Origin of the sequence: Mastigocoleus testarum BC008, from assembly GCF_001456025.1 — a bacterium.
Taxonomy (GTDB): Bacteria; Cyanobacteriota; Cyanobacteriia; order Cyanobacteriales; family Nostocaceae; genus Mastigocoleus; species Mastigocoleus testarum.
In genome coordinates, this window is the sequence record NZ_LMTZ01000122.1 from 23,126 (window position 1) to 42,657 (window position 19,532).

General features: G+C 37.4%; 11 protein-coding genes and 1 tRNA gene. 7 read left to right on the forward strand and 5 right to left on the reverse strand.

Translation table 11 applies throughout. The features are described 5' to 3' along the window. Positions 1-185: 185 nt before the first annotated feature. Positions 186-1,445 carry a glycosyltransferase gene (locus BC008_RS31600; RefSeq protein WP_027842422.1) on the forward strand — a complete coding sequence of 420 codons (1,260 nt, stop codon included), beginning with the start codon at positions 186-188 and terminating at the stop codon, positions 1,443-1,445. Between the two features lie 38 nt (positions 1,446-1,483). Here BC008_RS31600 and recN read toward each other — a convergent pair whose 3' ends face one another. Further along, positions 1,484-3,268 (reverse strand): DNA repair protein RecN, encoded by a 1,785-nt coding sequence (gene recN, locus BC008_RS31605; protein ID WP_058184198.1) that lies wholly within the window; start codon positions 3,266-3,268, stop codon positions 1,484-1,486. A gap of 602 nt (positions 3,269-3,870) precedes the next feature. Here recN and BC008_RS31610 point away from each other — a divergent pair. Further along, the gene (locus BC008_RS31610) at positions 3,871-5,961 is read left to right on the forward strand and encodes an ABC1 kinase family protein (protein ID WP_027842421.1); all 2,091 of its coding nucleotides are present in this window, start codon (positions 3,871-3,873) and stop codon (positions 5,959-5,961) included. Positions 5,962-6,206: 245 nt separating this feature from the next. After that, the gene (locus BC008_RS31615) at positions 6,207-9,764 is read left to right on the forward strand and encodes a HEAT repeat domain-containing protein (RefSeq protein ID WP_058184199.1); all 3,558 of its coding nucleotides are present in this window, start codon (positions 6,207-6,209) and stop codon (positions 9,762-9,764) included. Here the strand turns inward: BC008_RS31615 and BC008_RS49835 are convergent. Beyond that, a complete protein-coding gene (locus BC008_RS49835) occupies positions 9,751-9,912 on the reverse strand; it encodes a hypothetical protein (RefSeq protein WP_161938189.1) in 162 nt (53 codons plus the stop codon). The genes BC008_RS31615 and BC008_RS49835 overlap by 14 nt on opposite strands. Positions 9,913-10,236: 324 nt before the next feature. Between BC008_RS49835 and BC008_RS52240 the strand changes: the two genes are divergently transcribed. The 3 genes from BC008_RS52240 (at position 10,237) to BC008_RS31625 (ending at position 13,962) form a co-directional block, all read left to right on the forward strand. Beyond that, positions 10,237-10,359, forward strand: a complete 123-nt coding sequence (locus tag BC008_RS52240) for a hypothetical protein (protein ID WP_268768258.1) — start codon at positions 10,237-10,239, stop codon at positions 10,357-10,359. Between the two features lie 39 nt (positions 10,360-10,398). Next, a complete protein-coding gene (gene tnpA, locus BC008_RS31620) occupies positions 10,399-10,812 on the forward strand; it encodes an IS200/IS605 family transposase (RefSeq protein WP_027843606.1) in 414 nt (137 codons plus the stop codon). Positions 10,813-11,535: 723 nt separating this feature from the next. Then, positions 11,536-13,962, forward strand: coding sequence for a sucrose synthase (locus tag BC008_RS31625; RefSeq protein ID WP_027843607.1), 2,427 nt, complete (start codon positions 11,536-11,538; stop codon positions 13,960-13,962). 656 nt (positions 13,963-14,618) lie between these two features. On the opposite strand, the gene BC008_RS51710 is transcribed toward BC008_RS31625, so the two are convergent. The 3 genes from BC008_RS51710 to BC008_RS31640 all read right to left on the reverse strand — a co-directional run bounded on the left by BC008_RS51710 (position 14,619) and on the right by BC008_RS31640 (position 17,431). Continuing rightward, positions 14,619-15,368: a peptidoglycan-binding domain-containing protein gene (locus BC008_RS51710; RefSeq protein ID WP_027843608.1), complete on the reverse strand. Its 750-nt coding sequence runs from the start codon at positions 15,366-15,368 to the stop codon at positions 14,619-14,621. A 1,040-nt stretch (positions 15,369-16,408) separates the two neighbouring features. Next, positions 16,409-16,615: a peptidoglycan-binding domain-containing protein gene (locus tag BC008_RS31635; RefSeq protein ID WP_058184200.1), complete on the reverse strand. Its 207-nt coding sequence runs from the start codon at positions 16,613-16,615 to the stop codon at positions 16,409-16,411. Between the two features lie 744 nt (positions 16,616-17,359). Further along, positions 17,360-17,431: transfer RNA gene (locus BC008_RS31640), tRNA-Cys, on the reverse strand. Between the two features lie 1,263 nt (positions 17,432-18,694). Between BC008_RS31640 and cpdA the strand changes: the two genes are divergently transcribed. Then, the gene (gene cpdA, locus BC008_RS31645; RefSeq protein ID WP_027843609.1) at positions 18,695-19,492 is read left to right on the forward strand and encodes a 3',5'-cyclic-AMP phosphodiesterase; all 798 of its coding nucleotides are present in this window, start codon (positions 18,695-18,697) and stop codon (positions 19,490-19,492) included. The last annotated feature ends 40 nt before the right edge of the window (positions 19,493-19,532 follow it).

Below are 19,532 nucleotides of genomic sequence, written 5' to 3' on the forward strand. Positions count from 1 at the left end.
CTTGATACTGCAAGAGGTTTAATAGAAGAAGTCTTGAACTCAAATCAAGAGCAAGATTTCGGCAACAAAGGGGGTACGCAAAACATAGGAAACAACCATAAAATATGCGATCGCGCTATTTGTGACGTTGTGTACACTTACGTGTCCAGATAATTATTGCCTAATATCTACTCAGACTTAAAGTAATGCAAATTACTATTCTTACCTTGGGTTCCCGTGGCGATGTTCAACCTTTTATTGCTTTGGGAATCGGTTTACACAAAGCTGGACATCAAATAAAAATTGCCAGTCCAGCCAATTTTGAATCGGAAATTCGCTCTCATGGTTTAGAGTTTGCTTTGATAAGCGGTAATCCAGAAGAAGATATAAAAAGTCCTCAAGCACAAGCATTACTACGAACTAAAAATCCGATTGATTTTGTCCGTCGCATGGGCGATTTGCTCAAACCTGTCATGGAGGATGTTTTACTGGATTCATGGCAAGCTTGTCAGGGGACAGATGCGATTATTGGCGGAGGATTCCCTTTCTGGGGATTTGATATTGCAGAAAAATTAAGTATCCCTTTTTACTATGCCTATTTGACGCCGAGTTATCCTACTATGGCATTTCCCCATGCACTTACACCACCAAAGTTGGAAAAATTAGGAGGTATTTACAATCGGTTTACCTATACGCTTCTACATCAAATGTTTTGGCTGCTTTTTCGCCAATCTATCAATCAATTTCGCAATAATATCCTCAATCTACCACCGAAAAGTATTTGGCAAAATCCTTTCGTAAGAATGGAAAATGCTAAAGTCACTTACACCATTGGCTGTAGCCCATTTGTAACACCTAAACCAGCAAATTGGTCAAATCGCGCTCATCTTACGGGATATTGGTTTTTGGATACGTCTGATAGCTTTATTCCTCCCACAGATTTAGTAGAATTTCTCAAAGCCGGTTCTCCTCCTGTGTATATTGGCTTTGGTAGTATGGCTGGTGAAAAAGCGCAAAAAATTAGCGAAATTGCTTTAGCAGCACTAGCAAAAACTCAACAGAGAGGAATTTTTCTTTCCGGTTGGGGTGGAATTAAAAACTCAGATTTACCGAATACAGTTTTTCAAATAGATAATATTCCCCACAGTTGGTTATTTCCCCAAATGGCTTGTATAGTCCATCATGGTGGTGCTGGAACTACCGCAGCAACTTTCCGCGCTGGAGTACCTGGAGTTATTATTCCATTTTTTGGAGACCAACCGTTTTGGGCGTATCAAGCTGTGAAATTGGGTGTAAGTCCAGCAATGATTGATAGAAAAAACCTGACGGTAGATTCTCTTACTCGAGCAATAACAAATGCAATTGAGAATGAATCAATTCAGAAACGTGCTGCGGTTTTAGGAGAAAAAATTCGTTCTGAAGATGGGATTGCAAAAGTTGTGGAGATTTTTAGTAGAGATTTTTAGTAGAGATTTTCTGTAATTAATTGGATAACATGCCTCTTTTACTTCTTCTTTTTAGAACTGGAATCACCATTACTATTATCATTTATTTGACGGTGACTAGCAGCCTGGGCTAACAAAGACTCGGCAAAAGCTACAGCATCTTGGGCTGATTTTCCACCAGCTAATAGTGCAAGTTCGTCCCGGCGTTTATTGATATTATCCAAAGTTTTCACCCGCACTACCGTGCGCTGTTCGCCGTTACCGTTGGTTTCTTTTTTACCTTTAGATTGATTTACAACTTGTTTTTCTACACGAAAGTGACGGTCAGCCATAGCCGCTACCAAAGGTTGGTGAGTCACACATAATACTTGCTGTTGCTGGCTGAGTTGATGGAGTTTTTCCGCGATCGCTTGAGCAACTCTTCCGGAAACACCAACGTCAATTTCATCGAATACCATGGTTTCTGCTGTATCAGTTTGTCTTAAACAAGCCTTGAGAGCGAGCAAAAAGCGACTCATTTCCCCACCAGATGCAATTTCCGTTAATGGTTGCAAAGGTTCACCGGGGTTGGGACTAAACAAAAAAGTAATTTTATCTGCACCATTAACTGATGGAGAAGTAGGTAAAATCTCAACTTCAAACTTGACTTTATCCATCGCCATCGGTTTGAGTTGTTTGAGCAAGCGTGACTGGAGGTTAGCCCCTGCTTTTTGTCGTAACTGGGTTAGCTGCGCGCAGACTTTAGTAACCTTTTCTAAAGTTTGTTTTTCTTGCTTTTCTAAATTTTCAATTGATGATTCGTCGTCATTGAGTTCGTTGAGTTCCTCTTGAATATTTTCATAATGGGCGATCGCATCGGCTAAACTTGGACCATACTTGCGACAAATCAGCTTTAATTCCCGAATTCTTTCTTGCACTTCGTCCAAACGTTGGGGGTCTGCTTCTAAATTTGCACCATAATTATTAATTTCTCGAGAAACTTCCGCGATCGCAGCTTGAGCATCCCGAACTAAATCCAATAGATATTGCAATTCACTGTCATACTCCACCATTTCATTTAAGGTGGTTTCACTATCCCCCAACAGGTCAGTTGCGGTGGGCGCTTCACCATCATCATTTTGATACAACGCCTGATAGATGTTGTAACTCATTTGCTGCAACTCAACTACATGATTGAGACGTTCCTGTTCTTGCAGCAATTTTTCCATTTCTGAAGCTTCAGTTAAATTTGCTTCTGCTAATTCTTTGGCTTGGTAGGTAAGCAAATCTAATTTTTGCAGCCGTTCCCGTTCGGAGGTACGACGTTTTTCCAGGGCTGAATGTACTTTTTGATAATCGCTAAAAGCTGCAGCGACCGCTTGACGTTGTTGAATTATTGAATCACCACCATAAACATCCAACCATTCCCGCACCTGTGCAGACTGTCCCACTTGAACGCTTTGTCCTTGGGCGGTAATTTCTACTAAACGTTCCCTTAAAAGGTTCATTAACTGGCGATTAACCAAAACCCCATTTACTCGGGAGCGACTGCGGACATTATTACTAGTAGTTGTTATTTCACGACTAATGACAACATAATCTTCATCAACTAAATCAATTTCTTGTTCCGTCAACCAAGCAGCTAATGAAGAATTAATTGTAAAGGTACCTTCCACTATCGCCCGATTTGTTCCCGTGCGAATCACTCGACTTGATACCTTTCCACCCAATACTGCATCAATCGCATCCAGAATAATCGATTTTCCCGCTCCAGTTTCACCGGTTAGAACATTTAGCCCCCTGTAAAACTCCAGTTCTAATTTATCAATCAGAGCAAAGTTTTCGATTCGCAATAGAGATAACATAAGTCAAAAAGAACGAAAAATCTTATAGGAAGTAGGCGAAAGGTTTACACTAACATTTTCCAAATTATTAAGATTCCAAATTATTCAAATTCCAGTTTATGCAAATTTCAGTTTATTTAGATTCAAACTATTAAAATTTCAAACTACCGCAGTTATTTGATTCCTAGCTACTTCGATATCCATAATTGCGGCTTGTAAAAGATCTAAAAATATGGGATCTACCCCCTTCTCAATCAAATTTTTTTATTACCATTGAATCAGTATGCCGCTTTCGAGCAAACAAACATAGTTTAGTTTGAATTTATTAAAGATTTGAATTTTTTGGGGATTGGGGACTAGTGTTAGCGCTAGTGCTAACATGACTCATTACTGTGCGCTTACSCGCCCCGCTGCGCTAACATCACTCATTACTCACTAGGAAGATGTGGTGTTAAGAAAAAATAACTAAAGTTATTTCCAATCCCCAGTCCCCAGTCCCCAGTCCCCAATCCCCAATCCCTCACTTAAAAATAAATAAACTATTCCTAATAGCTAATCCCCGATCGCCAGTCCCCTTGTTACAATACTTAACAGAATGTTAAATCCGATGCAGTGGTAAACCCATGAACCCCAATACAGTACCCCCAACCTCCAAATCGAGTCAGGATAATAGTCGCAGTGGTACACCCCCAAACCAAAGCGGATTGTCAGTTGCGGGTGTTGTACCGGAAAATGGCGGACTACCTCCCCATACAATGGATGTATACGCGAGAGAACAAGCCCCAAAAGCGAAGCTTTTACCCAAAACAGCTAACGAATCTGAAGGTTTACGTTACAGCGCTCAGCAAATAGCTAATTTTTACAAGGGTAAGCCTGCAGAGGTCTTTAAGCGTATTTTGACTGTTTTGCGCCCTACATTTGGTTTTGTTTTGAGTTTGTGGTGGGATCGCACAAGGGGCTTTGATATCAAAAATGATATTCGCCGTGCTATACGGTTGCGGGAAATTCTTACCCTGCTCGGACCTGCTTACATTAAAATTGGTCAAGCTGTATCTACTCGACCGGATTTGGTTCCTCCGGTATATTTAGAGGAACTTACTCGACTGCAAGACCAGTTACCGGCTTTTGATAATAAAATTGCTTATCAGTTTATTGAAGAAGAATTGGGAGCAAAACCAGTTGAGATATATTCGGAACTATCTCCAGAACCAATAGCAGCTGCTTCTCTGGGTCAGGTTTATAAAGGTAGACTCAGAACAACTGGTGAAAAAGTCGCAGTTAAGGTTCAACGTCCAGACTTAAGGGAAAGTATTACTATTGATTTATATATTCTGCGGAAAATAGCTGCATGGGCGCAGAAAAATATTAAAGTAATCCGTAGTGACCTGGTCGGTATCCTCGATGAATTGGGAGAACGCATCTTTGAGGAGATGGACTACATCAATGAGGGTGAAAATGCCGAACGGTTTTTTGAGTTATATGGTCATATTAAAGATATATACGTACCACAAATCTACTGGGAATATACCAATCGTCGCGTGTTGACGATGGAGTGGATTGATGGTATCAAATTAACTCAAACCGCCGAAATTAATGCTCAAGGAATAGATGCTCGCTATTTGGTTGAAGTAGGGGTGCAATGTTCCCTACGTCAATTGCTCGAGCATGGGTTTTTCCACGCCGATCCTCATCCAGGAAACCTACTAGCGACGCCGGATGGTAAATTAGCTTATCTTGACTTTGGGATGATGAGCGAAGTTCAAGCACCCCAAAGATACGGTTTAATTGAAGCGATCGTCCACGTGGTCAACCGCGATTTTGATGGTTTAACCAAAGATTACGTTAAATTAGATTTCTTATCACCAGATACAGATTTAACTCCAATTGTTCCAGCATTTGCGAATGTATTTGCTGATGCTCAAGGTGCAAGCGTTGCAGAGTTAAACATTAAGAGTATTACCGACGATTTATCGGCGTTAATGTATGAGTACCCTTTCAAAGTACCACCCTACTACGCGTTAATTATCCGCTCTTTGGTGACTTTAGAAGGTATTGCTATTTATATCGATCCCAATTTCAAAGTTCTTAGTGAAGCTTATCCCTACGTTGCTAAACGGTTATTAACCGATCCAGCGCCAGAATTAAGAGCATCTTTGCAAGACTTACTGTTTAAAGAAGGTAGTTTCCGCTGGAACCGTTTGGAAAATTTGCTTAAAAATGCTCGTAACAGCGATGATTACGACTTAAGTTTAGCCGTAAATCAGGCGGTTGACTTTCTTTCTTCCGAGCGCGGTGCTTTTATCCGTAATAGACTTGTTGATGAGGCATTTAAGGGAATTGATGCTCTGAGTAAAAATGTGATGCATAACTTCACCTACTTATTAAGCGAACGAATAGGAATCGCAGCAGTTAACCCCACACCGAAAGCTAGCCTCGAACAACAGCAAACCCTCGAGCACATTAAGAGAATATTAGGACTTCTGCAACAAAGTCCCAGTTTTGACCCCGCAAAATTAGGTTCTCAAGTTGTAGAAATTATCTTTAATCCAGGGGTACAGCGTTTGGGTCAGCAAATGACCGCGCAACTAATGCAGAAGTTTATCGCTAGATTGATTCGCGATTTGCTTGCTGAAGAAGAAGTTAATAACTTAAAGGTAGAGCGATCAAGTTCACTGACTAATTCGTCAACTAAGATTTCTTTACCTGCTTCGTAAGGAATTATTGGTAATTGTTAGGGATATGATTCCCGTAAACCCGAATCAAAAATTTTTGTAGAGACGTAGCATTGCTACGTCTCTACATTTTGTGGGATATGGCGCGTCTTTACATTTTTTGGGATATCACAAAGTCTTTGATAAAGGGTTTTATTTTTTATAGCTAGCAGTATCCCATAGGTATATGTAATTTTGCTACCATATCAAGCAGATGCAAGCTTGCTAAATGTTTTCTAAATCACAATATGGATCCTGTAACAGCAATGATTGGTACCTGGGTTGGTGAATTTATTACAACAGAAACATCTAAAATATTACTTTCTGGGGTTCGTAGTAAATTTAATTGCACCGATTTAGATAAAGCAATCAAAATTGCAGTTAAAAAAGCCTGTGAGAAGGAAAACAAATTATTTTTACGTTGTGAACCAGATTTTATTAAAAAGTTTATTAATAAATTTTGTCAGGGAAAAGGACTTGAGGAATTACAAAAGCCCCTGAGGAATGAAGGAAAACCAGATATTGTTTTTTTAACGAAAGTTTTTACAGAAGAAGCCTTGAAGGATTCCAAGATGAAAAATATCGCTAAAGATTGCGTTCATCCTTGGATGGAAACTTTCGTTAATACTTATTTTGAAAATACTGATACTTATCTCAGGTTCCAAGTAGCAAAGGAAGATTACTTTAAACAATTAGCAAACTGGTTTGATGATGTAAAATTTGCTGGAATTCCTGTAGCAGGACAAGAAACAGAAAAGTCTGAAAAACTGGAACACATTTTTGTGATGCCAGATGTAGAAGAAAATGTTACCAAGCAAGATTATTCTGTCATTGCAAATGAAAAGGAGTTAAATGAAATTATCTCAGATCATTCCCTTGGGGAACGTCAGAAAGAATTGTTTTTAGAACAACGACAAAAGGCTCTAATTAATGGTTATAGTGAAAAGTTTCTCGCTACACAACTTTTAACCGAAAAAAACTCAAAGAAAAAAAACTCGCAAAAATTTGTTTTACTGGGTGCTCCAGGTTCGGGAAAAACCACTTTGTTGAGCTATTTTGCTGTAATGCTGGCTCAAGACAAAGCAAAAAAAGCTGAAAATCAAGAAAAATTAGGTTTAGACCCAGATGTAGATTACCTACCGATTTTAATTCGGATGCGGGATTTATCTAGACAAGGAAATATCAGCATTCTCGACTATGCAAAAGAGTTTGCCGAAAAAACTATGTCTGTGAAAACTTTACCTACCGGATTTTTTGAATATTGGCTCGAAGATGGACGCGCTCTAATTTTACTGGATGGTTTGGATGAAGTTGCTGAAGAAGCAAAACGTTATGATGTTGTACGACGAATTGAGAATTTCTTAGGTCAGTTTCAAAATAACCTTGCTATTATCACTTCTCGTCCTGCTGGTTACAAACGGGACTTTTTCCGCACCGAAGAATTTCCTCACTATCAACTCCAATCCTTTGATGATGAAAAAATAGAAGAATTTATTGATCGTTGGTACGATAGCCGCATTCAAGATCAAGCGGAAGCCGAACGCCGTAAAGATAGTTTGCGTAAAGCACTTAATGATAACGAAAGAATTAAATTACTTGCACGGAACCCTTTACTATTAACCATTATTTCCTTAATTCATCGCTATCAAGCTATATTACCTAGAGAACGCCATAAACTTTATAACAAAGCAGTAGAAACTCTCTTAACTTCCTGGGATGCAAACAAAGAACTCACCACTCACAAAGTATTGCAATATCTCAGTTTGGATGATTTACGTCGGTTAATGGAACGCCTGGCTTTTTGGATTCATACTCAAGGGAATACTAGGGATAATGAAGGCGGAACTTTGATTGATTGTGAAGAATTACTCGATCAACTAAAAAGAGAAATTAAAGACCTCAAAGGTATTGAACTCTATAAAGCTGAACAAGAAGCAGAAAGATTTTTACATTTGATTCGCGATCGCACCGGTTTACTGAACGAACAAGGACAAGATTGCTATGCATTTGTCCATAAAACCTTTCAAGAATACCTTTGTGCTGAGGAAATTAACTATCAAGCAGACAATGAAGGGGATTTTGGAATAATTTTAGAGCAAATTAACTCTAACCTCCATGACCCCCACTGGCGAGAAGTTTTGTTATTATTGGTTGCTCAGCAAAAACCGAAAAAAGCAGCAAGAGCGATTAGGACAATCCTTGAGAATGGTAGCGAATACGAAAAATGGCTGCATCGAGATTTATTGTTTGCTGCTACTTGCTTGGCTGAATACACCAATAATTTGAATGCAGCAGATCCAAACTTAGGTGAAGAGATTTTGCGGGCTTTAGTTGACTTGGAGGTCAGTGGTAGCGGACGGGCTGGGGAAAAAGTTATTCGGGAAGTTTTCTCAACACTTTGTCATTTTTATGAAACGGCTTTTGAAGAACAAGTACTAAATTTATTAAAAGCTGAAGCTGAAAATATTTATGAGTTGAGGTTACAGGAATATCAAGCACAACTAGGAGATATAGAAGGAGCAGTTAGTATTCTGATTGAATTGCTCAATAATGATAATTCTGAGATGCGCAACAGTGCTGCTCTTACTTTAGGTAATTTAGGTGAGGACTCACAACCGGTAGTGGATCCGCTTGTGAAACTTCTAGCTGATGATGATTTACTGATATGTTACAGCGCTGCTCAAGCTTTAGGTAAGTTGGGTAAGAACTCACAACCGGTAGTGGATCGGCTTGTAAAGCTTCTAGATAATGATGAACATCGGGTACGTAACAGTGCTGCTCAAGCTTTAGGTAAGTTGGGTAAGGACTCACAACCGGTAGTGGATCGGCTTATCAAGCTTCTAGATGATAGTAGTTCTCGGGTACGTAACAGTGCTGCTTTTGTTTTAGGCAAGTTGGGTAAAGACTCACAACCGGTTGTAGATGGACTTTTAAAACTTCTGGTTGATGGTGATTCTCGGGTGCGTAACAGCGCTGCTCAAGCCTTAGGCAAGTTGGGTAAGGGCTCACAACTGGTTGTGGATCGGCTTGTAAAGCTTCTCAATGATGATAATTCTCGAGTCCGTAACAAGGCTGCTTTTGCTTTAGGTTATTTGGGTCAGAACTCACAACCTGTTGTAGATGGGCTTGTAAAGCTTCTCGATGATGATGATTCTCGGGTGCGTCACAAGGCTGCTTTTGCTTTAGGTAATTTGGATCAGAACTCACAACCTGTTGTAGATGGGCTTGTGAAACTTTTGGCTGATGATAATTCTCGGGTGCGTAACAAGGCTGCTGTTGCTTTAGGTAATTTGGGTAAGGACTCACAAGCTGTTGTAGATGGGCTTGTGAAACTTCTAGATGATGATGATTCAGGGGTGCGCAATAGGGTAGCTCAAGCTTTAGGGAACTTGGGTAAGGGCTCACAACTGGTTGTGGGTCGGCTTGTAAAACTTCTGGATGATGATGATTCAGGGGTGCGTAACAAGGCTGCTTTTGCTTTGGGTAAGTTGGGTAAGGACTCACAACCGGTTCTGGGTGGACTTATGAAACTTCTAGTTGATGATGATTCAGGGGTGCGTAACAAGGCTGCTTTTGCTTTGGGAAAGCTGGGTAAGGACTCACAACCGGTTCTGGGTGGACTTGTGAAACTTCTAGTTGATGATAATTCTCGGGTGCGTAAAAGCGCTGCTCAAGCTTTAATAGAATTGCACAAAAACTCTAATAAAGTTCTTCCTCAAGTTGTCCAATGGCTGGAAGAAAATCAAGATAGCAAATTTATTGGTAGCGGTATTGATGCACTGTGGGATATGGTCACAGCACATTAGAAATTACCAATCTCAACCCTCTGGGAATTAATAGATATTTCCCGCAAATTAAATACCCATCACCCGAAATTCCTGTAGAAATCGCAGACTTGGTCACCCACACCATCATTTGTTCCATATCCGCCTTAGAATAAATTCTCAGGCTCATAGACAAAGTCGTCTAAAGCCGACTGGGTAAGCTTTGCAGTACGTTTTAACGTACTTGGTTTATGAGCCTTGAAATTTATTTCAAGGTGGAATTATGATCTAAATGAGATTGCTGTAATTTACCAGTTTTCAACGGTTCCTGGTTTATCAGCCTGGAAATAAATTTCAAAGGTAAACCGCGACCAATACCATTTTGCCCTGTCCCATATCCGCCTTAGAATAAATTCCCAGTCTCATAGACAAAGTCGTCTAAAGCCGACTGGGAATATTCCAATTTATTATGATCATTTGAATAAACTTAGTCCGTTTTCAACAGACTTAGATTATGAGCCTTGAAATTTTTCAAGGTGGGACTTTGGGTAAAACCATGATTGATTTAAAAGCAATGCAATACGAGATTATCCCTTCCCATCCATACCAAAGCGACAATTCCCAAACAAGCGAATAAAATCAAAAAAGTTTATTATTCAATTCCTATATAACAATCATGGCTTTTTGGCGTACTTATTATCATCTTGTTTGGGCTACCAAAGAACGCCAACCCTTAATTACGCTTGAAAAAGAAAATAAACTTTATAATTACATAATTCACAAAGCTGATAATCTGAATTGTATAATTCATGCTGTTGGTGGCATCGAAGACCATATTCATTTAGTAGCTTCTATCCCACCAAGTTTATCCATCGCTGATTTTGTGAAAAATATTAAAGGTAGTAGCGCCCATTTATTAAATAAAAACAGTAGATTATCTACAAATCCAATTTCTTTTAGTTGGCAGCGTGGATATGGTGTATTGTCCTTAGGTGGTAAACAGTTAGAGCAAGCTGTTTCTTATGTAGAAAATCAAAAAAATCATCATTCTCAAAAAACAGTGATTAATTCTTTAGAAAAATATGAATGATAGCTCAACTTCAAATATAGTTAACCGACAAAATTAAACCACTCATATTAAATCTATGAAGTTCTAAGATTTTAGAACTAACCCACCTGGATCCCATAAAATATCAAATTACTACAATTGATCTAACAATAATTTTACGATTAATTAAATTTTAAAATTTAGCTAATTCTCAAATCTATAAAACATTAACTTTTATTACATAACTTACAGAAAACATTTGTAGTCTCAAAGAATTCAGATCCATAATCATCAGGGATCCAAAATACATCCATAAAAAATAGATTAAATATATCTATGATTGCAAAGCAGATAATTCTGATAAAATCCTCCTATAGTTGCTTCAATATTTTTCTCCTTCGTAGTCAGAGACAGACTATTCAATTGCACCAAACAAAATCAGTATATACACTGATGCTAGGTGAAAATTGGTACTGGAAAATATCTAAATGGATAGTGACAAAGATGACAAAAAAGTAAATTAAAAAGCTTTTTTGTTTATTAAAATGTGAATGTTTTATTCTTAGCTTTTAGGTATAAATTATTTATCTTGAGCTAGAGTGAATAATTCTCATTGATAAGGTATTGGAAAGAAGTAAGAATAACTAGTATTTGGATAGCGATTATCAATGATAAAGCTATCCCCATTCTTGCTATGATTTTTCGATTGCCCCATAAGTAATTTCATAACCACCCACACAGTGAAGGATAATCTGGTAAATTTTCATGTCTGAATTAATTCAAGCAGTTCTCGATAGTGAAGATAGAAATGATTTGCGTGGCTTAGTCAGCGAGTTACGCCAGCAAGAGCAGGGATATTTACTACGTAACGACATTCTGAATCTTTTTGACGAGTATTGTTCCAAGTATCAAAAACCTGAAAACTTTTTCACCTACTCAAATTTAGGTAAGTTAATTTACTATACTCAAGAAATTATTCATATTAAAGAAGAATCGACTCTTTGCTTTATTATTCGTCCCAAAATTGCGTCTCAAGAAATCTATCGACTGACAGCAGACTTTAAAGTCGAAGAGATGAGCGTTCAAGAACTGCTTGACTTGCGCGATCGCTTTGTTGATAAGTACAACCCGAATGAAGGTGACCTATTAGAACTGGACTTCGGACCATTTTATGATTATTCCCCTGTAATTCGCGATCCTAAAAATATTGGTAAAGGGGTGCAGTTTCTCAACCGCTATCTTTCCAGTAAACTCTTCCAAGATCCCAACCAATGGTTAGAAGGTCTGTTTAACTTCTTACAGTTGCATCAATATAATGGCATTCAATTGCTAATTAACGATCGCATCGCTTCTCAGCAGCAATTGTCAGAACAGGTTAAAAAAGCGATTGAATTTGTCAGTCAGCGTTCCGACGACGAAAGTTACGAAGTATTCCGTTTCCCCTTACAAATGATGGGATTTGAACCAGGATGGGGAAACACCGCTGCAAGGGTACTGGAAACTTTAAATATTTTAGATGAATTAATCGATTCTCCCGATCCCCAAACCCTAGAGGCTTTCATCTCTCGGATCCCGATGATTTTCAAAATCGTTTTGGTGTCCGCTCACGGTTGGTTTGCTCAAGAGGGAGTGTTAGGAAGACCTGACACCGGGGGACAAGTGGTTTATGTTTTAGACCAAGCTAAGAGTTTAGAAAAGCAATTACAAGAAGATGCAATCCTTGCTGGTTTGGAAGGCTTAAATGTCCAACCTAAAGTAATTATTCTGACTCGTTTAATTCCTAATAGTGACGGTACGCTGTGTAATCAACCTCTGGAAAAAGTCCATGGGTCAGAAAATGCTTGGATTTTACGTGTACCCCTGAGGGAGTTTAATCCTAATGTTACCCAAAATTGGATTTCCCGTTTTGAATTTTGGCCTTATTTGGAAACCTTTGCAATCGACGCTGAGAAGCAATTATTAGCAGAGTTCCAAGGTAGACCAGATTTAATCGTTGGTAATTACACCGACGGTAACTTAGTTGCTTTCTTATTAGCGCGGCGTTTGGGAGTTACCCAGTGTAATGTAGCCCATGCTTTAGAAAAATCTAAGTACTTATTCAGTAACTTATATTGGCAAGATTTAGAAGATAAATATCACTTCTCCTTGCAATTCACTGCTGACTTGATAGCAATGAACGCTGCTAACTTTGTGGTCAGCAGTACCTATCAAGAAATCGTCGGTACTCCCGATAGTATCGGACAATATGAGTCCTACAAATGCTTGACTATGCCCGAGTTATATCACGTAGTCAACGGCGTTGAATTATTCAGTCCCAAATTTAATGTTGTTCCACCAGGGGTAAACGAAAGTTGCTTCTTCCCCTATAACAATAGTCAAGAAAGAATCCAGAGCGATCGCCAGAGAATGGATGAAATGCTCTTTACCTTAGAAGACGAAAGTCAAATTTACGGTAAATTAGACGATCCCACCAAGCGTCCTTTATTCTCCATGGCTCGTCTCGATCGCATTAAAAACATCACTGGTTTAGCCGAATGTTTTGGTAAGAGCAAAGAACTCCAAGAACATTGCAACTTAATTTTAGTTGCGGGTAAATTGCGGGTTGAAGAATCAGGTGACAATGAAGAACGGGACGAAATTGTCAAACTCTACCGCACAATTGACGAATACAATCTCCACGGGAAAATCCGTTGGTTGGGCGTTCGTTTATCTAAAAATGATTCCGGTGTGGTCTATCGAGTAATTGCAGATCGTCAAGGAGTATTTGTTCAACCAGCATTATTTGAAGCTTTTGGTTTAACAATTTTGGAAGCAATGATTTCCGGTTTACCAACCTTTGCAACTCAGTTTGGTGGTCCTTTAGAAATTATTCAAGACAAGAAAAACGGCTTTTATATTAATCCCACAAACTTAGAAGAAACAGCAGCAAAAATTGTCGAATTTGTCACTAAATGCGAGCAGAATCCTAACTACTGGGAAGAAATTTCTCAAAAGGCAATCGAACGGGTTTACACTACTTATACTTGGAAAATTCACACCACTAAATTACTCTCCTTAGCAAGAATCTACGGATTTTGGAATTTCAACTCTAAAGAGAAACGCGAAGATTTACTACGCTACTTAGAATCTCTGTTCTATTTGATTTACAAGCCAAGGGCGCAAAAGCTTTTAGAACAACATCAATCTCGCTAATTAACTGTTGAGAACTAATACAAACCTGTGAGTAAATAAAATCTGTAAATAAATCAGGTAATACGGGTAAGTATTAAATCAGAGCTAATTCACCAATAATCCTGTGTTGTGGAATTCGATATTGTGGAATTACACCAATAAAAACAGAGACGCAGCATTGCTACGTCTCTTTTTTTTACAAAAATCTAAAAAGTATTGGGTTATAAGGTTATTTAAAGTTACAGGTTTAGAAGTTAGGAGTTAGAAGTTCAAACTTTAAAAGCTAAAAGTGATGACAACTCAAGTGTGTGAGTTAAGTGTGTGAGTTAAGCGTATAAGTTAAGTGTGTAAGTTAAATGTGTGAGTTAAATGTGTAAATTATAATTGCTTATAAGTGAGCGAGGAACCAGATATATTTATTTGTGGTCTGTCCTGTGAAGCCCTACGGCGAATAGCTTCTCATCGAACGCATAAAGGAGAAAATGCGTACAATTCTGCTTGAAAGTTCAGAGATGAAAGTCAAATATGAAAATTCAAATATCAGACAGGATAATAGAAAATCATTCATAATTAGTCGTCAATTACTCATAACACTTAGTGCAAAACTTATAAACTCATAACCTATATATTAACAACCTATAAGTTTGTAACTCTAAGTTTTTAACCCAGAACCAAGACTATTGTGATAAAGCTCGCCATGTCTTATTACCAACAACTCCATCTACTCCTAGGTCGTGTTGATTTTGGAAGGCTTTAACAGCAGTTTCTGTTAACGCTCCAAAAATACCATCTACACTTATGGCGTAGCCATTATAAATTAATAATCTCTGTAGAACTTTGACAGGAATACCTCTATTACCAAAATGCAAAGTGGGTAGAAATTCTTTACTTCTTGTTGTTGCAATTGCATTATTTAATCTTCCAAACCCTCCAGTTTCCTCATATCTGAATCGCTGACGGAGAATAATTTGGGAATATAATTTGTTGTTTCTCCTTGGTGAAATATTTTTTAGCTTACTTGGTACAAACAACAGCTTTAAGGGATATCCTTCCTCACTTCTAGATACTCTCGTTACTAACTTTAAAGACTTTTTTGTACCGCAAGAAAAATTGGAATAATTAATCCTCCTCATTTTCATTTTTACTGCTTGTGATTTGGATAAACATTTAGAAGCCAGCTTTTCCCGGGTTTTTTCCAAAATTTCTTCTTTTTTTAGAACTAATTTTGGCGCAGTATCTGAAGACATCTTATTCAACTGCATAAATTCTGGTGGTGTAATTTGAGCAGTTGACGCTTGTTGAGACATCTGTTGATGATTATTATTCTTTTGTTTTTCAAGTTGAACTAGTTGTTGTTTTAGTAATTGGGGTAAAGGTGATTGTCCAGTTGTTAAGCCGCTTGTAATCAGTATACTAATATAGTTCATTGTGTGTTGTTTTACTCATGCCCGTATTTCCCTCACAGTTGAAAAAGCTGTGGTTTTAGAATTGAATATGGCTATTACTTACAAAAATATCGCGATTATTTTTACAGAAGATGTATAATCATACTTAGCCTCCTACGAATTAAAAAGCACACAGGTTTGCTGCAAAATTTTGCGTTCAATGTCTAGAACACTGACGCAACCCTTATCAAACTTAAGGGAGATTTCGACTGTTATGATGTCCGATCTCTCAGATCTAATCTTAGTTTGACTATTTGAATCTTATTATGCTCTGTGCAATTCTAGTTTGTTATTAGCGGTAGATTTGTAGCTCCGATTACCCATGGGTGCTGTAATCCGCAATAAAACTGTTCTTAGGAAACATTTTACGAATATTCCTTACATAGTGACTAAAGCACCGATTATTAATACAAATCCTAATAATAGAAAAAATTTTCCATTATTTAGGTTTGCTTGGGACATTAACTTAAGATACAAATAATTTAACTTCCAAATTTAACTTCCAAAGACGTCTATTACCTATTGCTTTAACTGTGCTAGTCCTAAAATAGATCGAGCACACTCAATTAATGCCGCTAAGTTAAGGCTCATCCGCACGTAGCGTGTGTGAACAAACCTTGAACTGATGTAGAGTGTGGGAGGTGTGGGAGGTAGCTTTATGCAACAACATACAACAAGCCTCATTAATTAAACTCCCCCCTCTCCCCTTTCTACCCCCTCTTCCCACACCTCTCTTCTAGTAAGGCTTTTGGCTTTTATTAGTGCCATTCCATACTCAATCAAATGTGCAAAGGGAATAATTATCTTCTATATGCGTCATCGGGGAAGTTATTATTCTGGTTTGTCCATAATCCTAAATTAAATACTGCATAACAATCCCGAACTAAAACATTGCTCTTTTTAAGGTCATTGGGGATGTCTTTCTCGTAGCAGCAGCACATTACATGTATTATTATAGGGCAACAAACAAGCAGGTAGAGTGTTGAATATAATTGTTACCCACGCAATACTACATTGATCCTTTATCTAGTTAATTCTCGCCAAGTTATTGGACCAACGATCCCATCCGGGATAAGACCTCGTTGTTCTTGGAAAGCTTTAACTGCTGTTTCTGTAACTGCTCCAAAAGAGCCGTCAACACTAATAAAATAACCATTTGATAACAATAAACGTTGTAATACTCTAACAGAGCTACCAGAGCTGCCAAATCTTATAGTGGGTAAATTCATTTTTATCCTCGTTGTGTTTATGTGTTTTAGATTGTTGCTTGTACAAAATGTATTGTTAAGCTAATTTTGAAAATTTATTTTCTCCTCAGTATCAAAACTACAAATGATACTTAACACTTTTCGGAATATAATAATTACTCTTTGGTTTGAAAATAGCTTAATTAGGAAGACTGTGGAGAAAAATAAAAATTACTGACAGAGCTTAGTATAATTAGATCTAGCAAACGCGAATAATGTTAGCAGTTGGCAAAGTTTAGTGTCAGTACTTCATGGAGTTAACTGATATTAAATAAAAATAATATAGTAATCCTAAATCATTCATAAAAAACTCATCAGCAGTTATCTGCAGACACCGTTAACCGCAGGTGCGTCTCAGGGTCTGTCGCATTTCTGCAGGATTAATCTGTTAGGGAATCAAACATGATTGCTATATCTGAATAATTTTTATAGGACTTACGCAAAATCTACGTAATTGCGTCATTACGTATGACTAACGTCACACTTTTGCTAATAGCTGAATTACGTTCCGGTCGCAATCACAAATTTTAGCTGCGTAAGTCCTGGTTTTGATTTTTTAATTATTTTCAATAATGTCTCTTTATTTGGGATAGGATATAATCTTAAATATAAGGCTGTTACAAGCCACGGGGAAATTTTTACTTTGGAAGTCCCTGCAGCGAAAAGTATTAGACCACGACGGAAACTTATTTGTCGACGCGGTCAAACAATTTGACATATAAAAAAAGGCGACACCCGGATTCGAACCGGGGGATAAAGGTTTTGCAGACCTCTGCCTTACCACTTGGCTATGTCGCCGCACTTAAAAACACTGTCTTTAAGCAAAAAGTTACTATGTTACGACAGTTGCTTTACATCAGTCGTAACATTGACTCGAAACATTATAACCCCATTAATATATATTGACAATATCGTAATATTACTACATTCAAAAGATAACTATTTTACTGAATTAATAATATCGTTCTAATTGTAGGATAGTATAATGCGCAACTTACTTAAGTGGCAAAAATAATTACTTTTAGAATGGTACATAACTATAGTTAGAACAACTTAAATATCAATAAAATCAGAATAAAAAGTTTTTCACCCATAGATTGTGCACCTTAATATTCTCATCGACTAGTGATCGTAATTTCATAGCCAGTCTCAAATAAAGGGGATAATCTCAAAATACATTTAATAAAAAACAGTGCTTATACTGATGGAAGTATTAAAAGTATTGGTGATATTTAAATAGTCTTTTTTCTGGATTTGTGTATTTTTATTATTTCCAAGTGCTTAATAAGCATTTTCAGTTTTGCAATATCCAGAATAAAACTGTTTGTCAGCGCAATTTGATGCTTATAAATATTGATTAAGCAATTCTCCACTGATTTTTTCCAAGAATGACTTAGGGAAACTACTTAAACATCCTAGAAGAATTAAGTTTTACAAAAATAGGGAATTTAAGTGGAGCAAATACTTGAATACATAATTAGCGGCTCAAGTTATCTTGCTGAGTCTTATCAAGCTAATTCAGAGTGAATACTACTTGAAGAGTAAGAAGTATTTTGTTACTCTCAGTATTTAAAATAATTAGTTGTTTTTTTTACTTTCACTCTATGTAATTACGTTATCTTTCAAATCAAAGTTCTATAGCTTTCTGAGATTACATCATATTTGAGGTATCATGCCAACAACATCATATAGATATATCATCTATATATCTATATAAATTTTGTGTTATAGGTTACATTATGTAACTAAGGTTGATGGTGCTTAATGTTTCGCTGTATAGTTTTTTAAAATCAAGATAAGTGCTTAAATATGTCTTAAGATAGATGACATTACATGCATGTGATTAGATCTAATAAAAATACAATTACTTTGGTTTTTTTAACCGTAAAATCACAAACTCTAGGCGATATGGAGGTATTTATTATGAAGTAAATAACTATGTATTAATCCAATGAAGTACAAGTTAAGATTATAAGTTAAAAATGATACTTTCTTTAGTTTTGGTTGTTGAACGATAAGGAGTAATAGGATATTAAAACGCTTACATTGTTGCCAACAAAAATGAATCAATTTTCTCCGCTATCAGTAGCACAGATAACGGACCTACATCTATTTGCAGATGAAAATCAAGCATTATTGGGTATACCCACTACCCAATCTTTTGAAGCTGTAGTCAAAAGATTAAAGCAAATCGATTCCGAAATTGATTTACTATTGGTGACCGGAGATTTATCTGGTGATGGGACGCCAGGCTCTTACGAAAATTTACAAGCATTTTTTAATCAACTTCAGATACCAACCTACTGGTTACCTGGAGATCACGATTCTGCTCAAGCCATAGACCAATATTTAAATTTAGGTTTGGTTTCGCGACGCAAGTGTTTTGAAAGGGGTGGATGGAATTTTATTTTGCTCAATTCATCTATTCCCGGTCAGGAACAGGGTTATTTATCAACCAAAACGTTATTTTGGTTAGAGAAGCAATTGGAAACAGTTGGAGATAGTCCAACTGTAGTGGCTTTACATCATCCACCTTTTCCAGTTAATTCCAAATGGTTAGATAGTAATAATTTGGAAAATCCAGAAGAGTTTTTCCAAGTTTTAGATCGCTATCCACAAGTGAAATTAGTTTTGTTTGGTCATATCCATCAAGAATTTCAACAACAACGCGGTAGCGTGTCTTACCTTGGAACGCCTTCAACTTGTATTCAATTTCGACCAAAAACTCCATCTTTGACTATTGACAGCAGATCTCCCGGTTTTCGACTGCTCAAGCTTTATTCCAACGGAGTTTGGGAAAGTTCTGTTGAGCGAGTTGATTACTACAATCCTTTGGATATACCTGCGATGGGATATTAAAATAAAAGTGATTTAAAAATTTTGACTGATAATGTGCCAA

What these genes read in the sequence shown, in the direction of transcription:
- BC008_RS31600 (WP_027842422.1), top strand. Translation starts at nt 186, where the DNA reads ATGCAAATTACTATTCTTACCTTGGGTTCCCGTGGCGATGTTCAACCT.
- cpdA (WP_027843609.1), top strand. Translation starts at nt 18,695, where the DNA reads ATGAATCAATTTTCTCCGCTATCAGTAGCACAGATAACGGACCTACAT.
- BC008_RS31610 (WP_027842421.1), top strand. Translation starts at nt 3,871, where the DNA reads ATGAACCCCAATACAGTACCCCCAACCTCCAAATCGAGTCAGGATAAT.
- BC008_RS31635 (WP_058184200.1), bottom strand. Translation starts at nt 16,615, where the DNA reads ATGAATTTACCCACTATAAGATTTGGCAGCTCTGGTAGCTCTGTTAGA.
- tnpA (WP_027843606.1), top strand. Translation starts at nt 10,399, where the DNA reads ATGGCTTTTTGGCGTACTTATTATCATCTTGTTTGGGCTACCAAAGAA.
- BC008_RS52240 (WP_268768258.1), top strand. Translation starts at nt 10,237, where the DNA reads ATGAGCCTTGAAATTTTTCAAGGTGGGACTTTGGGTAAAACCATGATT.
- BC008_RS31625 (WP_027843607.1), top strand. Translation starts at nt 11,536, where the DNA reads ATGTCTGAATTAATTCAAGCAGTTCTCGATAGTGAAGATAGAAATGAT.
- BC008_RS31615 (WP_058184199.1), top strand. Translation starts at nt 6,207, where the DNA reads ATGGATCCTGTAACAGCAATGATTGGTACCTGGGTTGGTGAATTTATT.
- recN (WP_058184198.1), bottom strand. Translation starts at nt 3,268, where the DNA reads ATGTTATCTCTATTGCGAATCGAAAACTTTGCTCTGATTGATAAATTA.
- BC008_RS51710 (WP_027843608.1), bottom strand. Translation starts at nt 15,368, where the DNA reads ATGAACTATATTAGTATACTGATTACAAGCGGCTTAACAACTGGACAA.
- BC008_RS49835 (WP_161938189.1), bottom strand. Translation starts at nt 9,912, where the DNA reads ATGAGCCTGAGAATTTATTCTAAGGCGGATATGGAACAAATGATGGTG.